At 73.5% G+C, this 19,225-nt stretch carries 11 protein-coding genes and 1 pseudogene; 6 read left to right on the top strand and 6 right to left on the bottom strand.

Annotation, left to right across the window (positions count from 1 at the left end; genetic code table 11):
• Window positions 1–20 precede the first annotated feature (20 nt).
• Window positions 21–9,683 carry a calcium-binding protein gene (locus tag AB0H57_RS09950; protein WP_357504601.1) on the bottom strand — a complete coding sequence of 3,221 codons (9,663 nt, stop codon included), beginning with the start codon at window positions 9,681–9,683 and terminating at the stop codon, window positions 21–23.
• Window positions 9,684–10,037: 354 nt separating this feature from the next.
• Here AB0H57_RS09950 and AB0H57_RS09945 point away from each other — a divergent pair, with 354 nt between their 5' ends.
• Window positions 10,038–11,867 (top strand): M14 family zinc carboxypeptidase, encoded by a 1,830-nt coding sequence (locus tag AB0H57_RS09945; protein ID WP_357504704.1) that lies wholly within the window; start codon window positions 10,038–10,040, stop codon window positions 11,865–11,867.
• Window positions 11,868–11,898: 31 nt separating this feature from the next.
• Here the strand turns inward: AB0H57_RS09945 and AB0H57_RS09940 are convergent, their stop codons facing one another.
• A complete protein-coding gene (locus tag AB0H57_RS09940; RefSeq protein ID WP_357504599.1) occupies window positions 11,899–12,942 on the bottom strand; it encodes a hypothetical protein in 1,044 nt (347 codons plus the stop codon).
• Window positions 12,943–13,224: 282 nt separating this feature from the next.
• Here AB0H57_RS09940 and AB0H57_RS09935 point away from each other — a divergent pair, with 282 nt between their 5' ends.
• From AB0H57_RS09935 to AB0H57_RS09920, 4 genes are all read left to right on the top strand, one after another.
• The gene (locus tag AB0H57_RS09935) at window positions 13,225–13,785 is read left to right on the top strand and encodes a hypothetical protein (protein ID WP_357504597.1); all 561 of its coding nucleotides are present in this window, start codon (window positions 13,225–13,227) and stop codon (window positions 13,783–13,785) included.
• A 91-nt stretch (window positions 13,786–13,876) separates the two neighbouring features.
• Window positions 13,877–14,554: a response regulator transcription factor gene (locus AB0H57_RS09930; protein WP_357504595.1), complete on the top strand. Its 678-nt coding sequence runs from the start codon at window positions 13,877–13,879 to the stop codon at window positions 14,552–14,554.
• 9 nt (window positions 14,555–14,563) lie between these two features.
• Window positions 14,564–15,961 (top strand): HAMP domain-containing sensor histidine kinase, encoded by a 1,398-nt coding sequence (locus AB0H57_RS09925; protein ID WP_357504593.1) that lies wholly within the window; start codon window positions 14,564–14,566, stop codon window positions 15,959–15,961.
• Window positions 15,958–16,887 carry a Gmad2 immunoglobulin-like domain-containing protein gene (locus AB0H57_RS09920; protein ID WP_357504591.1) on the top strand — a complete coding sequence of 310 codons (930 nt, stop codon included), beginning with the start codon at window positions 15,958–15,960 and terminating at the stop codon, window positions 16,885–16,887. The genes AB0H57_RS09925 and AB0H57_RS09920 overlap by 4 nt, the downstream gene beginning before the upstream one ends.
• Here AB0H57_RS09920 and AB0H57_RS09915 read toward each other — a convergent pair.
• The 4 genes and pseudogenes from AB0H57_RS09915 to AB0H57_RS09900 form a co-directional block, all read right to left on the bottom strand.
• A complete protein-coding gene (locus AB0H57_RS09915) occupies window positions 16,868–17,629 on the bottom strand; it encodes a hypothetical protein (RefSeq protein ID WP_357504589.1) in 762 nt (253 codons plus the stop codon). The genes AB0H57_RS09920 and AB0H57_RS09915 overlap by 20 nt on opposite strands.
• 9 nt (window positions 17,630–17,638) lie before the next feature.
• Entirely contained in the window at window positions 17,639–17,851 is a 213-nt protein-coding gene (locus tag AB0H57_RS09910) for a hypothetical protein (RefSeq protein WP_357504586.1), read from the bottom strand.
• A gap of 106 nt (window positions 17,852–17,957) precedes the next feature.
• Entirely contained in the window at window positions 17,958–18,248 is a 291-nt protein-coding gene (locus tag AB0H57_RS09905) for a hypothetical protein (protein ID WP_357504584.1), read from the bottom strand.
• Window positions 18,245–18,562, bottom strand: a pseudogene (locus AB0H57_RS09900) (hypothetical protein); the annotation flags it as partial. The pseudogene AB0H57_RS09900 and the gene AB0H57_RS09905, both read right to left, overlap by 4 nt.
• Window positions 18,563–18,875: 313 nt before the next feature.
• On the opposite strand from AB0H57_RS09900, the gene AB0H57_RS09895 reads away from it, so the two are divergent.
• On the top strand, window positions 18,876–19,118 hold the full coding sequence (locus AB0H57_RS09895; RefSeq protein WP_357504702.1) for a GntR family transcriptional regulator: 243 nt from the start codon (window positions 18,876–18,878) through the stop codon (window positions 19,116–19,118).
• Window positions 19,119–19,225 lie beyond the last annotated feature (107 nt).

The raw sequence follows: 19,225 nt of genomic DNA, 5'->3' as shown, positions 1-19,225 counted from the left end.
AAGCCGGGCCCCGGCGTGGATCAGTCGGTGCAGGACGGCTGGTCGAAGTGCCCCGGGGTGCTCGGGAACGCCGCCCCCGCCCCCTGGTCCTTGTTGTCCCGCGGATACACGTAGGACAGCTCCAGGAAGGCCGAGGTGCCCGAGGTGGTCACGTCGGTGGCGTCACGTCCCGCCCCGGTGGCCCAGGCCAGCCGGGTCAGGAAGTCCTGCAAGGCCGGGCTGTGCTGGCGGACGTCGTTGAACCCGCCGTAGGCGGCGTTGCAGTGGGTGAACAGGTTGTAGGCGCCGTTCCAGTCGAAGAGCCGGTCGCCGTTGTTCGGCCCGTTCGCCGTCACGTCACCCTGTAGCACGTCCCGGTCCCAGCCGCCGTAGATCCAGTCGGTGCCGTGGTGGTGCTGGTTGTCGGCCGCGACGTCGTTGTCCAGGCCGGTCATCTCGAACCACCGGCACGGGTCGATCGTGCCGGCGGCGGTGTCGACCGGCCAGGCGCCGGCCGCGCAGTTGCCCGGGTAGGCGCCGCGCGGGCGGAAGTCCAGCAGGTCGGCGCCGAGCACCGCGGTCACCGCCGGGCCGCTGGTCGACCCGGCACCGCCGAACAGGTGGTCGACGTACTGGTCGTGGTCGCCCCGGGCCGCGGCGTTGAACACGCCGTTGACCAGGCACTGCGGGTTGGCGGCGTCGAGCACCGGGTCACAGCCCTTGCCGCCCCACAGCACGTCCGAGCCCTCGCCGCCGAACACCTCGTCGCCGCCACTGTCACCGTTGGCCACGTCCTCGCCGAAGCCGCCGTGGATGTTGTCCGCGCCGGCGCCGCCGCGGATCAGGTCGCCCGCCCCGGCGGTCAGCCCGGCGTGCGGCATCGGAGCCGAGGTGGAGCCGCCGATCCAGGCGTCGCCGTCGGTGTCGTGCAGCAGGTCCACCCGCCGGTCATAGCCGCCGGGCCGGAAGCCGGTGAACGTCTCCTGCGGCACCGAGGACAGCGTCCTGGTGAAGCCCAGCGCCGCCACGTCGTCGGCGTTGAGGTACTGGTTCATCACGCCGCCCCGGTCACCGAGGATGGCGTCGCGGCCGTCGTCGCCGTACAGGGTGTCGGCGCCGAGTTCACCGAGGAGGTCGTCGTCGCCAGCGCCGCCCCGGATCAGGTCGTCGCCGTCCTGACCCCAGACGCCGTCGTTGCCGGCGTCACCGTAGAGCTGGTCATTGCCGTAGGCGCCGGCCGGCTCGCAGGTGGACTGGGCGGTGGTGCAGAACCGGGTGGACGGGCCCGGCAGCGCCGGGTCGTGGGTCCGGACCACCGTGGCGTCGGCCGGCACCGCGCCGGTCGGGTACCGCTCGGTGTAGACCCGCTCGACCTGCTTGCCGTCGACGGTGCGCACGGTCCGCAGCAGCGAGCCGTTGTCGCCGAGGATCACGTCGTCGCCGCCGTTGCCCTCCACCACGTCAGCGGTGTCCCGGAAGCCGGCGGCCGCGCTGCCGCCGATCAGGTCGTCCTGCCCGTCCGGCGCGCCGGCGCCGACCAGGTCGGCCGCGCCGGACGGGGTGCCGGGCCAGCCGGGGTCGGGCAGCGGGGCGACGGTGGACCGGCCGGCCGCGCCGAGCGGGTCGTCCCCGCGCAGCGTGTCCGCGCCGCCGTTGCCCTCCAGGTAGTCGCCGTCCCCGTCACCGGTCAGCGCGTCGTCGCCGTCCTGACCCCAGAGGGCGTCGACACCGTCGCCGCCGCTGATCCGGTCGGCGCCGTACCGGTTGGCGGTGGCCGCCGCCCGGTCCAGCAGCACCACGATCCGCGGGCCGAACGCCGTGCCGTCGGCCGCCGCCCGGACGGTGACCGGGCTCGGCTGCTCGCCGGGCAGCGGGCGCAGCACCGCGCCGTTGTCGCCGATGACCGCGTCGGAGCCCGGCCCACCGAAGATCGCGTCGGCGGTGTCCGGCTGGCCGGTGGTGGCCGCCCCGGTCCCGTCGTACGCGGTGCTGGAGCCGCCGACCAGGTCGTCGTCGCCGGCGTTGCCCTCGACCCAGTCGGAGTCGGGACCACCCTCGGCGAAGTCCGCCCCGCCGTCGCCGCGGATCCGGTCCGGGCCGCCCTGACCGAAGATCACGTCACCGGCGTCCCCACCGGAGATCAGGTCGGCGCCGCTGGTGCCGGCCGCCGGGGAGAACCCGAGGTCGAGCAGGGTGACCTTGCGGGCCGGCCCGGCTCGGCCCTGGGTGACCCGGGTGGCGTCGGTGGTGGCCGGGGTGAACCGGGCGTTGTCCCCGGCGATCAGGTCCGGGTCGGCGTCGCCGCGGAGCTGGTCGCCGGAGTCCGGCCGGCCGGTCCCGGCGGTCGGCTCCTGGGAGGAGCCGCCGATGATCTCGTCCCGGCCGAGGTCGCCGTGGATCAGGTCGGCGCCGTTGTTGCCCTCGAGCTGGTCGTCCCCGCCGTCACCGTTGATCCGGTCGTCGCCGAGACCGCCGTAGGCCACGTCGTCGTCGCCACCGGCGGAGATCACGTCCCCAGCGCCGGCGCCGGGCACGTCGCCGGCCAGGTCCAGCGGGTACGGCCCGACGTCACCGATGCGCGGCGTGCCGTTGTCTCCGACGATCCGGTCGGCGTCCTCCTCGCCGTAGAGGAAGTCCCGTCCGTCGGCGCGGCCGGCGGCGCGCCCGCCGCCGTAGAGCACGTCGCCGCCGGTGCCGCCGAAGACCTGGTCGCTGCCCTCGTTGCCCTCGGCGGTGTCGGCGCCGGGGCCGCCGAAGAGCCCGTCGTCGCCGGTGTTGCCGAAGAGCAGGTCGTCACCGTCGTCGCCGAGCAGTTGGTCCACCCCGGCACCGCCCCAGGCCCGGTCGGCGTCGCCGCCCAGGTGCAGGGTGTCGTTGCCGAGCTGACCGCAGGCCCGGTCGGCGCCGGCGCCGAGGTCCGCCCGGTCGTCGCCGCTGCCGGCCGAGACCACCTCGACCCCGGCCCCGCCGAGGATGAGGTCGGCCGCGCCCTGGTCGGCGGGGGTCGGCTGGGCGTCGGCGAGGACGGCGTCGGCGCAGGTCTCCGCCGGCAGGTGCCGGTCGCCGAAGATCGTCGCCCCGCCGTCGCCGCCGATCAGGTGGTCGCTGCCGAGGCCGCCGACGAGCAGCTTGGGCTGCGACTGGGTGTTCGCCGGCAGCGGCTGGTGGGTGACCTCGCGGAACGGGCCGTACCCGTCGGAGGCGCCGGGCCGCCCGACCGACGACGGTTCGGCGATCACGTAGTCGTCGCCGGGGCCACCGAAGATCTCGTCGGTGCCGTACCCGCCGACGAGCACGTCCTCGCCGCCGTAGCCGTACAGGTGGCCGGTCTGGCCGTTGGCCGAGCGCGACACGACCAGGTCGGTGCCGGCGCTGCCGTGCACGGTGTCCGCGCCGGCGCCGGTGTCGACCTGGTTGACCAGGCCCACGTCGCCGGAACCGGGCTGGTCGGCGTCGGCCGGCACGCTGGTGTCGTACGTGTGGATGGTGTCGTCGTTGCGCCCGCCGTTGATGGTGTCCCCACCCGGCCCACCGACCAGTTTGTTCTTGCCGTTGGGCCGGTCGTCCACGACCACGCCGAGCACGTCGTCACCGCCGTTGCCGTAGACGGTGCTGGCGCCGTGCCCGACGGTGACGTGGTCGGCCACGCCGGCGGCGGCCCCGGTCGGGGCGGTCAGGGTGGTCCAGTCGATCACGTCGGTCAGGTCGACGGGGCCGGCGCCGGTCTTCACCGTGACGTCCCGGTTGCCGCCGCCGAGGCCGCTGTCGCCGGCCACCACGTTGTCGCCGTCGCCGGTGGTGACGGTGTCCTGGCCGGGGCCGCCGGCGACCCGGCTGACGGTGCCGGCCATCTCGGTGGTGACGATCACGTCGTCGCCGCCGCGGCCGTCCACCCAGGCCGGTCCGGTGCCGGTGCGGATCTGGTCCCGGCCGTCGGAGCCGACGACCACCGCCTCCTGGTCGAACTGGGAGACCTTCGTGCCGTCGCCGCCGGTGTCACCGTCGCCGAGCAGCAGCACCGACATCGAGGTCTTGGCCGCGTCGGCGACCTGGTAGCCACGACCGTCCACCACCACCCGCCTGAGGCCGGGGTCGAGGAACTCCTGCTTGCGGCCGAGCGCCTCGACCGCGAAGCCGTCGAAGCCGGCGTCGCCGCGGGCGTAGTGCAGCGCGTACACCTTGATCACGTCACCGGCGTAGGTGGGCGTGGTGTTGTCCCACGCCGAGTCGCCGCGCTGCCCCTCCTTGCCGAACTTGCCGGCGAAGACCACCAGGGTGTCCCCCACCGTGCCACCGAGCTCCGGTGGCTTCGGTTTGCAGTCCGGTTGGGCGCGGAAGTCCAGCAGGGTGGCGTCGACCAGGGTGAAGTCGAACGTCTTGGAGAACAGGAACAGGTCGATGGTGATGTAGACCTTGAGGAACACCGACAGCTGGCCGCTGGTGGTGAACAGGCAGATCGGGTTGACCAGCAGCGCCTGGAGGAACTCGCTGGTGCGGAACTTGCCGTCGTTGTTCGGGTCGTTCCAGCTGAACCCGACGGTCAGCCGGATGCCGCCCTGGATGCCGGCCTTGACGATCAGCAGGCTGACCTCCGCCCCGGCGGCGATCTCACCGCGCAGGGTGACCACCGGGACGGCCTTGCCGCTGCTGTCGGCGGTCTTGAAGTACAGGCCGTCGAGGAGGCTGACGGCGTCCACCGAGGTGCCGTCGTTGGCGGCCTCGATGGCGTGCCGGATGCCGGCGGTGTCGAGCCCGGCGATGAACCGGGCGGTCACCGAGGCGCTGCCGGCCAGCGTGATCATGACCGGCGGCGGCGCGTACACCGGGCCGAACGACTGCCGCCAGCTGAAGCCGAGGGTCAACGGGCCGGAGTCGAAGCTGACCAGTTCGACGTCCTGTCCCATCAGCAGCCCGAACAGCGAGCCCGGGTTGTCGAAGATCGGGAAGCTGAAGCCGGTCTTCTCGGCGGTCGACTTGGTCTCGCCGGCCTTCGGGTTGAACAGCTTGTCCCCGTCGCTTCCGGCGGCGTTGTCGATGGCGTCCTTGACGTCCTTGGCGTCCTTCGGCTTGGTGACGGCGGGGTTCTGGTCGATCAGGCTCTCGGCCGAGGCCGGGGAGGCCTCCGTGGTGAGCGCCTTGTCGGCCTTGAGCATGAACTGGCCGAGCGGGATGGAGCAGCCGCTGTCGCAGTCCAGGTCCTTGTTCACGAAGTTGATCACTTCGCGGACGGTGTCGATGAACTTGAGGTCCGAGCCGCCGTTGAGGGTGCTGAACTCTTGGGCCAGCCAGACCAGGGTGATGTCGGGCCCGCCGGTGGCCTTCGACAGGTCGGACAGCACCGGGATCGGCGCGTACAGCGTGTCGATGACCGGCTGCAGCGGGCCGGTGACGGTCTTGATCTTGTCGACGACCGGCTTGAGGATCTTGTCGAAGAACGCGCCGGCGTCCAGTTCGATGTCGGTGAAGGCGACCCGCAGCGGGCTGGCGACACCGTTGCCGGAGGCGGTGAGCGCACCCCGCTTGTGCGTCAGTTCCCAGCTGAGCCCGAAGCGGGCGCTGACCCCCGGCAGCGCCGAGCCGACCTCGTTGCCGGTGTTCAACACCGCCGACAGCTGCCAGTCGATGTCGACCTTCGCGGTGAGGTCGGTGGCGAGCAGCGAGCCGAGGTCACCGAACTCGGCGAGGGTGAGCCGGGCGTCCGGGTCCGCGGCGCAGTCCGCGGCCACCGCCGGGTCGAAGCAGCTCTTCTCCTCCGGCGAACCCTTCAGGTCGATGCCGAAGTACGCCCGCACCAGCGGGTCGCTCTTCTTCTTGGTGGCGTTGACCTGGATGAAGGCGAGTTGCGCGGCGAGGTCGCCGGTCATGTCGAAGTTCGCGCCGATCTGCACCTCGGGCGAGGTGTCCCCGTCGTGGGTGGGGACGTAGAAGCCGACCTCCCGGTCCAGGACCAGGTCCAGGTGCAGCTTCCAGCCGAGCCGGGCCTGGATGCCGTCGGTGGCGCCCTTCTTGGCCTTCAGCGACAGGCCGGGGATGCCCAGGTCCAGCGGCAAGTCCAGCTTCTGGCACTCGTTGGCCCCGGCGTCGGCGCAGCCGTTGGCCGCGGTCGGGTTCCCTTTCGCGGTGGTGAGCTTGATCCGGGTCGACTGGAAGTCCTCCGGCTGGCAGGGCACGGTCACCCCGTCGCGGCAGCCGACCACCGCGCTCACGCCCGGGTCCAGATCCTTGAGTACGTCGTTGAGCGCGGTCTGCATGCCGGCGCTGTCCAGCGTGGCGTTGGCCAGCACCGGCCCGATGGCGGCCTTGACGTCCGCCCGCAGTTGGGCGATGAACTTCTGGCCCTGGGCCAGGTCGTCGCCGACCAGCGGCAGTTTGCCGTCGAAGCTGGCCAGCCGCAGCGCCTCTTCCACCTTGGCCAGGTAGCCGTCGATGCCGACGTTGAAGTCGGTGAGCTTCATGGCCAGGTTGGCGAAGCAGGAGTCCAGGTTCGGCGGGTTCGCGTGGGGGTTGAGGTCCAGCCCCATCGTGAAGGTGAACAGGTTGGTGGCGTCGTCCGGTTCGCAGTTGTTGATGAACAGCGGGGCGCGGGCGCAGATCGGTACGTTCGCGCCGCCCACCCCGCCGCCACAGTCGACGCCGGCGGTGCTGAACTGCGGGGTCAACCCGAGCAGGCCGCTGATCGGCCCGTCCTCGGTCAGCCCGCCCAGCCCGACGCTCAGGTTGGCCTGCACGGTGGCCGGGTCGGTGTCCTTCTTGCCGAGGTCGAGGGCGAGTGGGCCGACCCGGGCGGCGATCGCCCCGTTGGTGATGCCGCCGGAGACGGTGACCCCGGCCGACGAGGTGTGGTCGAGTTTCGGCGCGGCGTCCAGGCTCAGCGGCAGCAGCAGGCCGAGCTTGGCGTTCGCGCTGACGTCGAGGGCGAAGGTGCCCGAGCTGTCCAGGCTGACCAGGTCCCGGCCGCCGCCCCAACCCAGGTTGATCGGCCCGCCGGTGTGGAACTTCCGCTTCCAGTCCAGCCCGAGCCGCAGGTACGGCCCACCCTCGCGCTGGTCGACGGTGAAGCCGACCCCGCTGCCCGTGCCGATGGCGTTGTTCAGCACGTCCAGGGCGTCCTGGAGGTTGTCCGGCGGGGCGGCGAGCAGCTTGTCCAGCGCGTCGGCGAGTTCCGGCCGCAGGGCGTACGCGGTGCCGTCGGTCGGCCTCGGGGTGCCGGCCGCGTCGATGCGCAGCGTCCGCGGGTCCACCTGCTCCAGCACCCGGTACGCCTGGCTGCCGATGACGATGGTCCGCCCGTTCAGCCGGTCGGTGAACGGGGCCTTGTCCGCGGTGCGGGTCTCGTCTTTGAGCAGGAAGTTCGCCCCGTCGGGCTGGTACTTCACGGCGCCGCCGACGCCACTCTCGTCGGCGCCGAGCAGCTGCCGGGCGGAGCGGCCGAGCAGCGGGATCTTGGTGTTCAGCGGGCCGCTGCCGGTGTCGGGCTGGGACAGCGCGGCGTTGACCAGCCGCAGCGCCTCCACCACGACCGCGAACAGCGCCTTCGGGTCGTTCGGGTCGAAGTCGACGGCGATGAGCCCGGTCAGCCCGGAGGTGTTGACCACCGGCTGCTGGCCGGCGATCCAGCTGACGTCGACGCCGACGCCCTGGCCGAGTGCGCCGGTGTCGCCGGGCACGCTGACCTTGACCCGGCCGGTGGTCTTCACCGACGACGAAACGGCCAGCAGGTCGCCCGGGGCGGTCTTCAGCCGGTCGAAGAGGGCGCCGAGGCTGACGTCCTCGGCCTTCTTGAACGTCACCTGGAGCATCCGCTGGCCGGCGGTGGCGGGGCCGACGGTCAGGTCGCCGCCGAGCTTGACCTTGAGGAAGCCGGCGTTGGCGTAGAAGTCAACCCCGGTGGTGATCGGGAAGTCGGCGGTGAACAGCGGCACCGACGGGTCGGTACGCAGCAGCACCCGGTCGGCGTTGGCCTTCGGGCTGCCCAGGTCCTTCAGGTTGAGCACCACGGTGATCGCGGCGCTGTAGCGCGGCTTGACCTTGGCGAGGCTGGCCTGGGCGTTGGCCACCCGCAGACCGACCTTCTTGTCGTCGTCGACGGTGTCGGTGAACGCGCTGGCCAGCTCGACGGCGCCGGTGTTCGGGCTGGAGCCGCTGATCACCCAGACGCTGTCGTTGCCGGGCTGTCCGCCGATCCAGGGCTGGGCCAGGGTGATCGAGTTGGCGGTGTTGGACTGCACGGTGCCGGCGGAGGTGCCGGCGACCACCCGCTGCCCGACCAGCGCGCCCGGGGCGAACCGGTCGCCGCTGACGCTGAAACCGTCCGCGGTGAACGTGGCGCCGCGTCCGGATGTCGAGGCCGCGCCCGGGTCCAGCGGCACCTCCACGGTGGACTCCCGCTCCAGCTTGAGCCGGAACGCCAGCTTGTCGCCGGCGAAGGAGAGGCTGTCCACCGGCAGGCCCTCGGCGGAGAGCAGGGCGACCAGTTCCTGGATGGAGGAGAACTTGGGCTGGCCGGCCAGCGCCGCGTCGTCGTGCTCCGGGTCGAACTCCGGGTCGTCGGGGCGCGGGTGGACGTGCTTCTTGAGGAAGGCCTTCAGCTTCTCGCTGACCTGGACCGCGTCGGCGAAGGTGCCCTTGAGGAAGGGCAGGTTGAGGTTGCCGGCGGGGCCGCTCTGCTGCACCCCGCTGAGCAGGGTGACGAGCTGGGCCAGACCGGAGGCCAGTTCGAGGGGGCTCATGGTGCGGAACTTGGCGATCGTCTCGTCGAGGCCGGTGACGCTCACCGTGGGTGCGCCCTGGGTGATGTCCGGCCACTGCACGGTCACCGTGGCGGCGACCGCGGGCAGCGCGAACGGCGTGCCGGAGGTCGCCGCGCCCAGCTTGATCACGCCGTTGACCGAGCCGGGGCCCGGCTCGGTCTCGGTGTCGGAGATCCGGCCGCCGCCGGAGCTGTCGAGGGCCACCTGCACCAGGCCGGCCAGCGAACCGGACTTGCCCAGCTCGCCGGTGCCCGGGCCGCTGGCGGTGTCGAAGGCGAGCCGGCCGTCGCCGTCGGGGTCGGTCAGGGTGACCTTGACGTGGGTCCGCGCGGTCAGCGTGCTGCCGGCGGTGAGCGTCACGCCGAGGATGCCGAACGCGGCGGAGGCCTTGTCCAGGTCGGCGCGCAGCCGGGCGGCGGCGTCGATGTCGATGCGCGGGGTGTCCCCGTCGCGCACCAGGTAGGTCTCCCCGGCGGCGGTGTGCCGGGCCCGCAGGTGCAGGGTGGCCCAGCCGGTGACGGTCACCGCCTTGTCCAGGGTGACCCCGCCGACGGTGAGGTCCTTGTCGGCGACCTCCTTCTTCGTGGTCAGCAGGACGTCCAGCAGGTGGTCGCCGCCGCTGGCGGTGACCTGGCTGGTCAGCCGGGTGCCGCCGCCCAGGTCCACGTCGTCGCGGTTGAGGCCGCCGGCGAGCGCGTCGGAGGCCTTGCCGGCCAGTTTGTCCGCCTCCACCAGCGCGCCGGGGCTGACCCCGAGCAGCGGCAGCGGTTGGGCCAGCAGACCCACCCGGGACAGGCCGCCCTCGGTCCAGGTGGCCGTGTCGGCCATCAGTTTCTTGAGCGCGGTCTCCCACGCCTCGTCGGCGTGGGCGGGCGCCGCCGTCCACACCAGAGCCATCGCGGCGGTCATCACCACAGTGATCGCCGCCGCGAGCAGTCTCCGTAGGGCCACCATGGAGCCACCTCGTTCCTCGGATGGCCGTCACCGACGGCGCGGCGACAGCACATCGGGCACTCAGGCAACTCTCAACAAGTGTGTCGCCATCGTGACAGTGCGTCAGGACGAACGGTCGACCCTGGTCGCCGCTACGGGCGAACAGACTGGTCCGGGCGGATTCCCGTGTCGGCCGCCTGGCGCCCAGCCCCACCCACCACGCCCTCCCGGGAGGCTCCCGTGCCCCGTCGGATCCCCACCCTCTGCGCCGCCCTGGTCACCGCGGTCGCCCTGCTGGCCACCGCCACCGCCGCCGCCGGCGCGTCCGCCGCACCGGCCGCCGGCCCGGGCGCCGCCGCGCAGGCGGACCCGGGCGTGGCGGCGCTCTACCGGGTCACCCATCTCAAGCGCAAGGCCGACATCGACGCGGTGGCCCGCACCGGCGCCGCCATCGAGCACGTCGAACACGGCGAGCTGACGGTGAGCGCCACCCCCGCCGAGGTACGCGCCATCACCCGCCTCGGCCTGCGCACGGTCCCGCTGGCCGGCACGCCGGAGCTGGGGACGCTGGACTTCCCGGCCGCCGACGCCGCGTACCACAACCACGCGGAGACCCTGGCCGCCGTGGACGCCATCGTCGCCGCCCACCCCGGCATCGCCCGCAAGCAGGTCATCGGCACCTCGTACGAGGGCAGGGCGATCGTGGCGTTGAAGATCTCCGACAACGTGGGCACCGACGAGAGCGAGCCGGAGGTGCTGTTCACCGCCAACCAGCACGCCCGCGAACACCTCACCGTCGAGCAGGCCCTCTTCGTCGCCGACCTGCTCACCGGCCAGTACGGCACGGACGCCCGGATCACCAGGCTGGTGGACAGCCGGGAATTCTGGATCGTGCCGATGGTCAACCCGGACGGCGTCGAGTACGACGTGGCCACCGGCGTCTACCAGAGCTGGCGCAAGAACCGGCAGCCCAACACCGGCTCCAAGTACGTCGGCACCGACCTCAACCGCAACTGGGGCTACAAGTGGGGCTGCTGCGCCGGCTCGTCGACGTACCCGTCGTCGGACACCTTCCGCGGCTCGGCCGCCTTCTCCGCCCCGGAGACCCGGGCGGTACGGGACTTCGTGCTCGGCCGTCGGGTCGGCGGCGTGCAGCAGATCAAGGCCGCCATCGACTTCCACGCCTTCTCCGAGCTGGTGCTCTGGCCCTTCGGCTACACCACCAGCGACGTGGCCCCCGGGATGACCGCCGACCAGAACCTGATGTTCACGACCATCGGGCAGCAGCTGGCCGCGACCAACGGCTACACCCCCGAACAGGCCAGCGACCTCTACCTCACCGACGGGACGATCAACGACTGGCTCTGGGGCGACCAGGGCGTCGTCAACTTCACCTTCGAGCTCTACCCCACCGACGACGCGATCAACTTCTACCCGCCCGCCTCGGTCATCCCCGCGCAGACCGCCCGCAACCGGGAGGCCGTGCTGATGTTCTCCGAGTACGCCGACTGCCCGTACCGGGCGATCGGCAAGGCGTCCACGTACTGTCCCGCCGCCGACGACTTCAGCATGGCCACCAGCCCGAGCACCGGCTCGGTCACCGCGGGCGGCTCGGTGACCACCACCGTCACCACCACGGTCACCGCCGGCAGCGCCCAGTCGGTCACGCTGAGCGCCGGCGGTCTGCCGCCGGGCGCCAGCGCGATCTTCTTCCCGCCGACGATCACCGCCGGGCAGAGCGCCACGATGACCGTCACCGCCGGGGCGAGCACCGCGCCGGCCAGCTACGCGGTCACCGTCACCGGCACCGGCAGTGGCGTCACCCGGTCCACCAGGTACGCCCTGGACGTCGACGGCCGCCCCGGCTGCTCGGCGAGCAACGACACCGACCTGGCCATTCCCGAGCTGGCCACCGTCGCCAGCCCGGTCACCGTCACCGGTTGCGGCGGCAACGCCGGCGCGGCCAGCAGCGTCGAGGTGCACATCGTCCACCCGTACATCGGTGACCTGATGGTCAGCCTGGTCGCCCCCGACGGCACGGAGTACGTGCTGCACAACCGCGCTGGCGGCGGCGCCGACAACATCGACAAGACCTTCCCGGTCGACCTGTCGAGCGAGGGCGCCAACGGCACCTGGTATCTCAAGATGTCCGACGCGGCCACCGGCGACACCGGCTACCTGGACCGCTGGAAGCTGTCGCTGTGAGGGGCAAGGAGGGGCCCTTCCTGGCAGCTGCTCACCGGCGACCCGTGGTGGCGCGGGGCGCTGGCCCCGCACCCCCGCCCGGCGGGCGCATCGGGCAGTGCGGCCGGGTGAGCCGCTCGTACCCAAGCAGCGCGCCGGCGAGCGTCACGCCCCAGGCGAGGAAGACCACCTCCGTGCCGGCCACCGCCCACGCCTGCCCCAGCTGCGCCCAGCTGGTCCGGCCGCCGACCAGCGCCGCGCCCATCATCCAGACGCCGAGCGCGCCGTAGGCGGTCAGCGCCACGGCGACCGTCGACGCCGGGCCGAGCACCAGCGGCCGGGGCACCGGCCGGCCGGCCCAGGGCGTCCAGTGCGGGAACCGCTGCCCCCAGCGGTGGGCCAGGCCGACGGTGAGCAGACCGCCGAGCGCCGGGGCGCCGGTGATCGCCGCCCCGAGCGCCGGGGACAGCTCCCGTTGGGCGTTGGCGAGCACCTCCGCCGGGATGCCGAGCGGGACGTCCCACCACCAGAGCAGGTGCGGCAGGGTGAAGCCGAGCAGTGGCAGCGCGGCGGCCGCGTACGCCCAGCCGCGCAGCGACGCCGGGACCGGCTGCGGCCCGGCGGGGCGCGGGTGACCGCACGCCTGGCGCCGGCCGGCGATCGCGACCCGCGCGAAGAGCAGGCCCCCAGCGAACAGGACCAGCCGGTTGCCCACGTCCCGCCAGTCGGTCGGATACCCGGCCGCCGCTGCGGGCAGCTCGAAGAGCAGGTGCGCGGGGAAGGCCAGCACCACCAGCGCCAGCGCCGCCGCCCCGGCCGGCCACGGCACGGCCCGCCCTCGCCGGCGCGCCGCCAGCGCGGCCACACCCAGCAGGAGTACGCAGAGAGCGACCGCGCCCCAGCCGGCGACGAACGGCAGGGCCGGCACGTCGGCGGCGCCGCAGCCGGTGGCGAGCTCCGCCCGGCCCGGTGGCCGGGTCCGGTCGCAGGCGGTCCAGCCCCAGCGCCCACCCGCCGCCCAGTAGAGCCGGAGCAGACCGTAGCCGGTGGCGAAGCCGAGCGCGGCGTGCGCGGGTCGGCGGTGTTCCGTCAGCATGCCTCCACGCTTCCCGCCCCGATGGCGGTCCGTCCTGACCCGACAGCGGGACCCACCTCCCCGCCGGGAGGGACCCGGTTCGACCCACGGAACAGTTTCGCCGACTGGCCGCCTCCAGCGGCAGCATCAACCTGCTGGTCACGGCCGCTGAGGACTCTGTTACTCCCGTGTTACGCCACGGCGAACCTGCTGCCGTACGGCCGGCGCAGGGTCGAGCCGGAGCCACCGAGGACGGCCGGAGTCGGCCGGTCGGGAGTGGCCCGACGACGAGGGGGCACGACGATGAGGATCAGACGGGCACTGGTGGCGGTTGCGGTGCTGATCGCCGGGCTGGTGGCAGCCGGCGGCGCGACGACCGCGTCGGCGGCGGCGCCGTACTGCGGGATCACCTGGGGCAGCGGGGCGAAGACGGCCGGCACGCTCAGCGGCGCCCCGTTGATCAACGTCCGGGCCGGGCGGCACGACTGCTGGGACCGGGTGGTGTTCGAGTTCAACGGCCCGGTGACCGGTTATTCGGTCTCCTACGGCGAGACGTACACCGACGGGGCGGGACAGCCGATGTCGCCGTACACGGCGGGCGGCGCGCTGCTGAGCGTGTCGCTGCGGGCCCCGGCGTACGACGGGTCGCACGGCGCGACGGTGCCGTACCGGGTCGGCGACCACCCGGTCAACGCCTTCGGCTACCGGACGCTGCGCGACGTGGTGTTCGGGGGCAGCTTCGAGGGCTACACCACGTTCGCCGTGGGCGTGCGGGCGCAGCTGCCGTTCCGGGTGTTCGTGCTCGCCGGGCCGGGCAGCCACAGCCGGATCGTGCTGGACGTCGCCCACCGGTGGCAGGCGTGAGACCGGCGCCGGTGCCGAGGGGCCGCGCGGCCCCTCGGCACCGGCCGTTCCGGCAGGTCCGCCCCGGTGCCGACGGACCTACCCTTGGGTGATGGAGGGCCGCGTGCTGGTCGTCGAGGACGACGCCTCCATCCGGGAGGCGACCGCCCTCGGGCTGCGCCGGGCCGGTTTCCGGGTCGGCACCGCCGCCGACGGGCGGGCGGCGCTGGCCGCGTGGCGGGCCGGGCCGGTCGACCTGATCGTGCTCGACGTGATGCTGCCCGGGCTGGACGGGTTCGAGGTGTTGCGGGAGATCCGGCGCGGCAGCCAGGTGCCGGTGCTGATGCTCACCGCCCGCACCGACACCGTCGACGTGGTGGTGGGCCTGGAGTGCGGGGCCGACGACTACCTGCGCAAACCGTTCGACCTGCCGGAGCTGGTGGCCCGGGTGCGGGCGGTGCTGCGCCGGGCCACCGCCCCGGCTGAGGAGACCACGCTGTTGGTGGGGCGGCTGGAGGTCGACCCGGCCCGGTTCACCGCCCGCAAGGACGGCCGGGAGCTGGCCCTGACCGCGACCGAGTTTCGGCTGCTGCTGGAGCTGGCCCGCCACCCGGGGCGGGTGTTCACCCGCGAGGTGCTGCTGGACCGGGTGTGGCAGCACTCCCAGGTGTTCGACACCCGGCTGGTGGACGTGGCGGTGCAGCGGCTGCGGGCCAAGGTGGAGGACGACCCCGCCCACCCGGGTCTCATCCGGACCGTGCGCGGCGCCGGCTACAAACTCTCACCCTGAGGACCGCCGATGGCCGCGTACGCCGTCTCCCCGGGTCGCCTGCGACGGCGGCTGGTGGTGGCGTTCGTGCTGGTCGCCGGGGTGTCCGCCGGGGTCCTGGCCGGCGGGTCGTACCTGCTGCTGCGGCAGGCCCGGCTGGACGGCTCGGTGCAGCGGGCCGCCGCGGACGCCCGCTACGAGCTGGTGCTGGCCGCGCAGTTCCTGCCGCTGACCGACGCCCGCCGGGCCGACCTGCTGACCAGCTTCGAGGGCAGCGGCCGGCACGTGCTGCTGGTCGACGCCGACGCCCGGGCCGCCGACCCGGAGCTGACCCCGGCGCCCGGGTCCACGTTGCGGTCCGCCGTCGCCGCCGGGCACCTGGCGTACGAGCGCCGCGCCGACGCCGGCCGGCACCTGCTCCTGGTCGGTGGGCGGATCCCCGGCTCCACGGCCGAGCTGTACGTGGTGACCGACGAGGACGGCATCGTCGCCGACCTCGACCAGCTGCGCACCGCGCTCGCCGCCGGCTGGGTCGCCGTGCTGCTGCTGGCCGCCGCCGTCGGGCACACCCTGGCCCGGCGCACCCTGGAACCGGTCGGCCGGGCCAGCCGGGCCGCCCGGGCGGTCGCCGAGGGCCTGCTCGACACCCGGCTACCGGTACGCGGCCGGGACGAGTTCAGCGACTGGGCCGCCGCGTTCAACGAGATGGCCGAGGCGTTGCAGGGCAAGATCGACGCGCTGTCCCGGGCGCAGGCCCGGGAGCGGCGGTTCACCGCCGACGTCGCGCACGAGCTGCGTACCCCGGTGACCGCGCTGGTGGTCGCGGCCTCGCTGCTGCGCGAGCACCTGGACGGGCTGCCGGCCGACGCCCGGCGCGGCGCCGAGCTGCTGGTCACCGACGTGGTCCGGCTGCGCCGGCTGGTGGAGGAGCTGATGGAGATCTCCCGGCTGGACGCCGGCCGGGAGGTGGTAGAGCCCCGGCCGGTGGACGTGCCGGCGCTGCTGCGCGCGGTCGTCGCGGCCCGGGGCTGGCGCGACCGGGTGACCGTCACCGGCGATGGCCGCCGGTTCCTGGCGCGCACCGACCCCCGGCGGCTGGAGCGGGTGCTGGCGAACCTGGTCGGCAACGCCGTCGAGCACGGCACCGGCCGGCGGCGGGCGGCGGTGGCCCGGGAGGGCCCGACGCTGCTGGTGACGGTGACCGACGAGGGGCCGGGCATCCCCGCCGACCACCTGCCGCACCTGTTCGACCGCTTCTACAAGGTCGACTCGGCCCGCTCCGGCCCGGGCAGCGGGCTGGGCCTGGCCATCGCTCGGGAGAACGCCCGGCTGCTCGGCGCCCGGCTGGCGGTGGCCAGCGAGGTCGGCGCGGGCACCGAGTTCCGCCTGGAACTGCCCGTCGAGCCCGCCCACGGAGGTGCCGGATGAGACGATTCCTCGCCCCGCTGCTGGCCGCCACGCTGCTCGCGGCGGGCTGCGCCGACGCCCGCTCCGGCACGCTCGGGCCGGCCCCGACGCTCCCCGCGCCGGCCAGCACCACTGCCCCGGCCACGCCGGCCGCCGCACCGACCCCGGACATCGCACCGACGCCGACGACGTCCGCCCCGGCCCCGCCGCCCCCGGCGTCCACGACGGCGGCCGAGCCGACGCCCACCGGCGGCGTCACCGTGCAGTTGTGGTTCGTGCGCCACGGGCGGATCGTCCCCACCGCGCGCACCCGGCCGGCGACGGCCGCCACGTCCCGGCTGGCGCTGACCGAACTCGCCGCCGGGCCGTCGCCGGCCGAGGCGGCCACCGGGATGACCACCCTGCTTTCCACCGGCGGGCAGATCGTCCGGATCACCGAGGGCACCGCCACGGTCGCCGTCCCCGCCGGCTTCGACCAGGGCGAGGCGCCGACGGTACGGCTGCGCCGGGCGCAACTGGTGTGGACGCTGACCCAGTTCCCCACCGTGCGGCGGGTCGACCTCGGCGACGGCGTGCCGGCGACCCGGGCCGACTACGCCGCGCTGCTGCCCCCGATCCTGGTCACCGGGCCGCTCGTCGGGCAGCGGGTGGCCACCCCGGTCACCGTCACCGGCACCGCGCAGGTCTTCGAGGCCACGGTCAGCGTCCGGGTCCTCGACCGCGACGGCCGGGAGGTCGGCACCGGCTTCACCACCGCCACCTGCGGCACCGGCTGCCGCGGCGACTACCGGGCAACCGTCCGGTACCGGCTGGCCGTCGCCGGTCCCGGCACGATCGAGGTGTACGAGGTGTCCGCGCGCGACGGCTCCCGGGTGAACGTGGTGGCGGTGCCGGTCGTGCTCGCCGCGTCGACCGGAGACCCGGCCGTCAGCGCCACCGGGCGGTGATCTCCGGTGCCACCGGCCGGTCGGCCCGGCCGATGCGCAGCTCCTCGAAGATCGTGTCCCGGGCGGCCCGCTCGACCTCCGCGTCCAGGTCGATGCCGAGCTCCGCCGAGGCGTCGTGCGCCGCCCCGATGAGCACGAGCTCCACGCCCGGATGGTCGAGGAACCGGGGCGGATCGACGGGTGCGAAACGCCGGGTGTGGAAGCGTTCCTGGAGGTCGGCGGGGAGCCGCGCCTTGCCGCGGCCCGGCAGACCCACTCCCGGCGGAGACGGCGCCTCAGGATTCTTCACCGTCACGATGTAGCTGGCCTCCGGCTCGATGTCCAGCTCACGCTGCGGCGGGCCGGGCCGCCGGGGCAGCTCCAACTGGTACGCCAGGTGGGTGTGGTCGTCGTGCCGGGTGACGCAGTACGCCCCCTCGGCCACCGGCCGGGGCGCCTGCTGCAGCCGCTCACCCCGGGTCTTCGTGACGTACCGGGACGGGCGCAGCGCCTCAGACAGCTGCTCGGGCCGGTCGACGACCGACTCGACGAACGCCCAGTACCGGGCGTGCTCGCTGATCTCGGGCAGATGCTTGCGGCCCACCACGAGCAGCCGCAGGCGCCGCCGCCCACGCCAGGGGTGCAGCACCACCAGCAGCCGCTGCACCTCGGCCAGCGAACCGACGTGCTCCTCCCCCACCCGGGGGCGGTAGAGGAAGTAGATGTCCCCGTCCTCCAGCACCTCGGCCATCCGCCGACTCACCCGCCCCGGCTACGGAATGCCGAGGTCCGGCGCCTCGTAGAGCCAGCCGTCCCCGCCCGACTCCAGGCCGACCCGGCGGTAGCTGAACGTCTCCACGCCCTCGTGCGGCCCGTGCAACTTCAGCTCGTACGTGGGCGGCGGGTCGTCGGCGTTCGGCACGTCCCAGACGAGCCGCTGCCCGTCGTACGGTCCGCCACGCAGGCGCAGGTTCACCTCGGCCATGGCCCGACGCTAACCGAGCCCGGGCGCGGGTGTGGCCGCCTCGGGCAAGCGTCCGCCCATCGGAGTGAACTCTCGGCGGGGCGGTTGGATCGGGTGTCGTTCGAGGTCATCCGGCCTGCTGGCGCTCGTTCCGGTCCGGTTCGGCTGGCGCGGTACTCCGCTGCTGCGCTGCTGGCTGCTGCCTGGTCCACCCGATGAAGCGGCGGTGCAGCGCGCCGGCCGGCGCCCACGACATGTCCTCGGTGGCTTGGACGAGGTAGGAACCGAGGTAGAGGGCAAGTGACACCGGAGCGTCGGCGTACTCGGCCCGTAGTTCTCGTTTTCGGGTGGGGCAGGGCCAGGGGAGGTCGCAGCCGCCGCAGCTCCAGATCGGCAGGACCGGACCGTGGGTGGTCATCGCACACCGCCGAGGAAGCGGGCGGTGATCGTCCGGGCCTGCCGGCTGGTCGCCCAGTCCACCTGCCAGCACGGGTACGGGGCCAGCCGTGACCACCACGCTCGGCAGCCGACGCACATGCCATCGACCCCACGGACGTGCACCGCGATGATCGCCCGCTCCTGTCCCTCGCTCACCTCTCCCCCTCCCCCGGCCAGTGGCCACGATTGATCGGAATTCGATGCCGGCCGCGACAGGGCAACTCGGCTCCGCACCGGCAGACCCGCCGCCACCGCCGCCAGCACCACACCGGCCGGTGCCGCCGCGCGAGGGTCATCGCGACGGCGACCAGATACTCCTCGTACGAGACCCGCCCCATCACATCTCCTCTTGAGTGGTCACCGCCGGCAGTCCGACCCGCCGTCCCACTCGGGAGATCACCCAGGAGGCAGGGTCGCCGGAGGTTGCCGGCCGGACAGCATGTTCAGTGGCGCGACCTCGCTTCGCGCCAAGGCCCTTGGTGGTGCTGTTACGCGAGCCCGGCTGCCTTGCAGGCTTGCCATCACGGTAACCCGACCTGTCTTACCTGTCCATAGAACGTACAGCATAGACAGGTCGACTCGGCTGGACAGGTGGAAGCCTGTGGGCATGATCGACCCTTGGCCGCCACGCTCATTCGCTGAACAAGTGGCCGACGCACTCAGGGCGAAGATCGAAAGCGGGGAGTGGCCACCCGGGCACAAACTCCCCGGTGAGGTGACGCTCGCGCAGACCTACGACGTCGCGCGCGGCACCGTGCGGGCCGCACTCGACGCGCTCCGCGAGGAAGGCCGGGTGGTGACCTTCACCGGGCGCGGAACGTTCGTCACACCGCCCGGGACCCCGGAGTAGCCGACACCGCCCTCGCCAGCCGGCCCCACCCCGACGCGCGCAGCACTTGGCCACGCGGCACCGCCGCGTCCGCCGTCCATATGGGTCACCGGCTGCCAGCCATCGCC

It is taken from the genome of Micromonospora sp. NPDC050686 (assembly GCF_040654475.1).
GTDB lineage: Bacteria > Actinomycetota > Actinomycetes > Mycobacteriales > Micromonosporaceae > Micromonospora.
The sequence above is the reverse complement of the archived record's forward strand: the minus strand, read 5'-3'. Positions and strand labels throughout refer to the sequence as shown.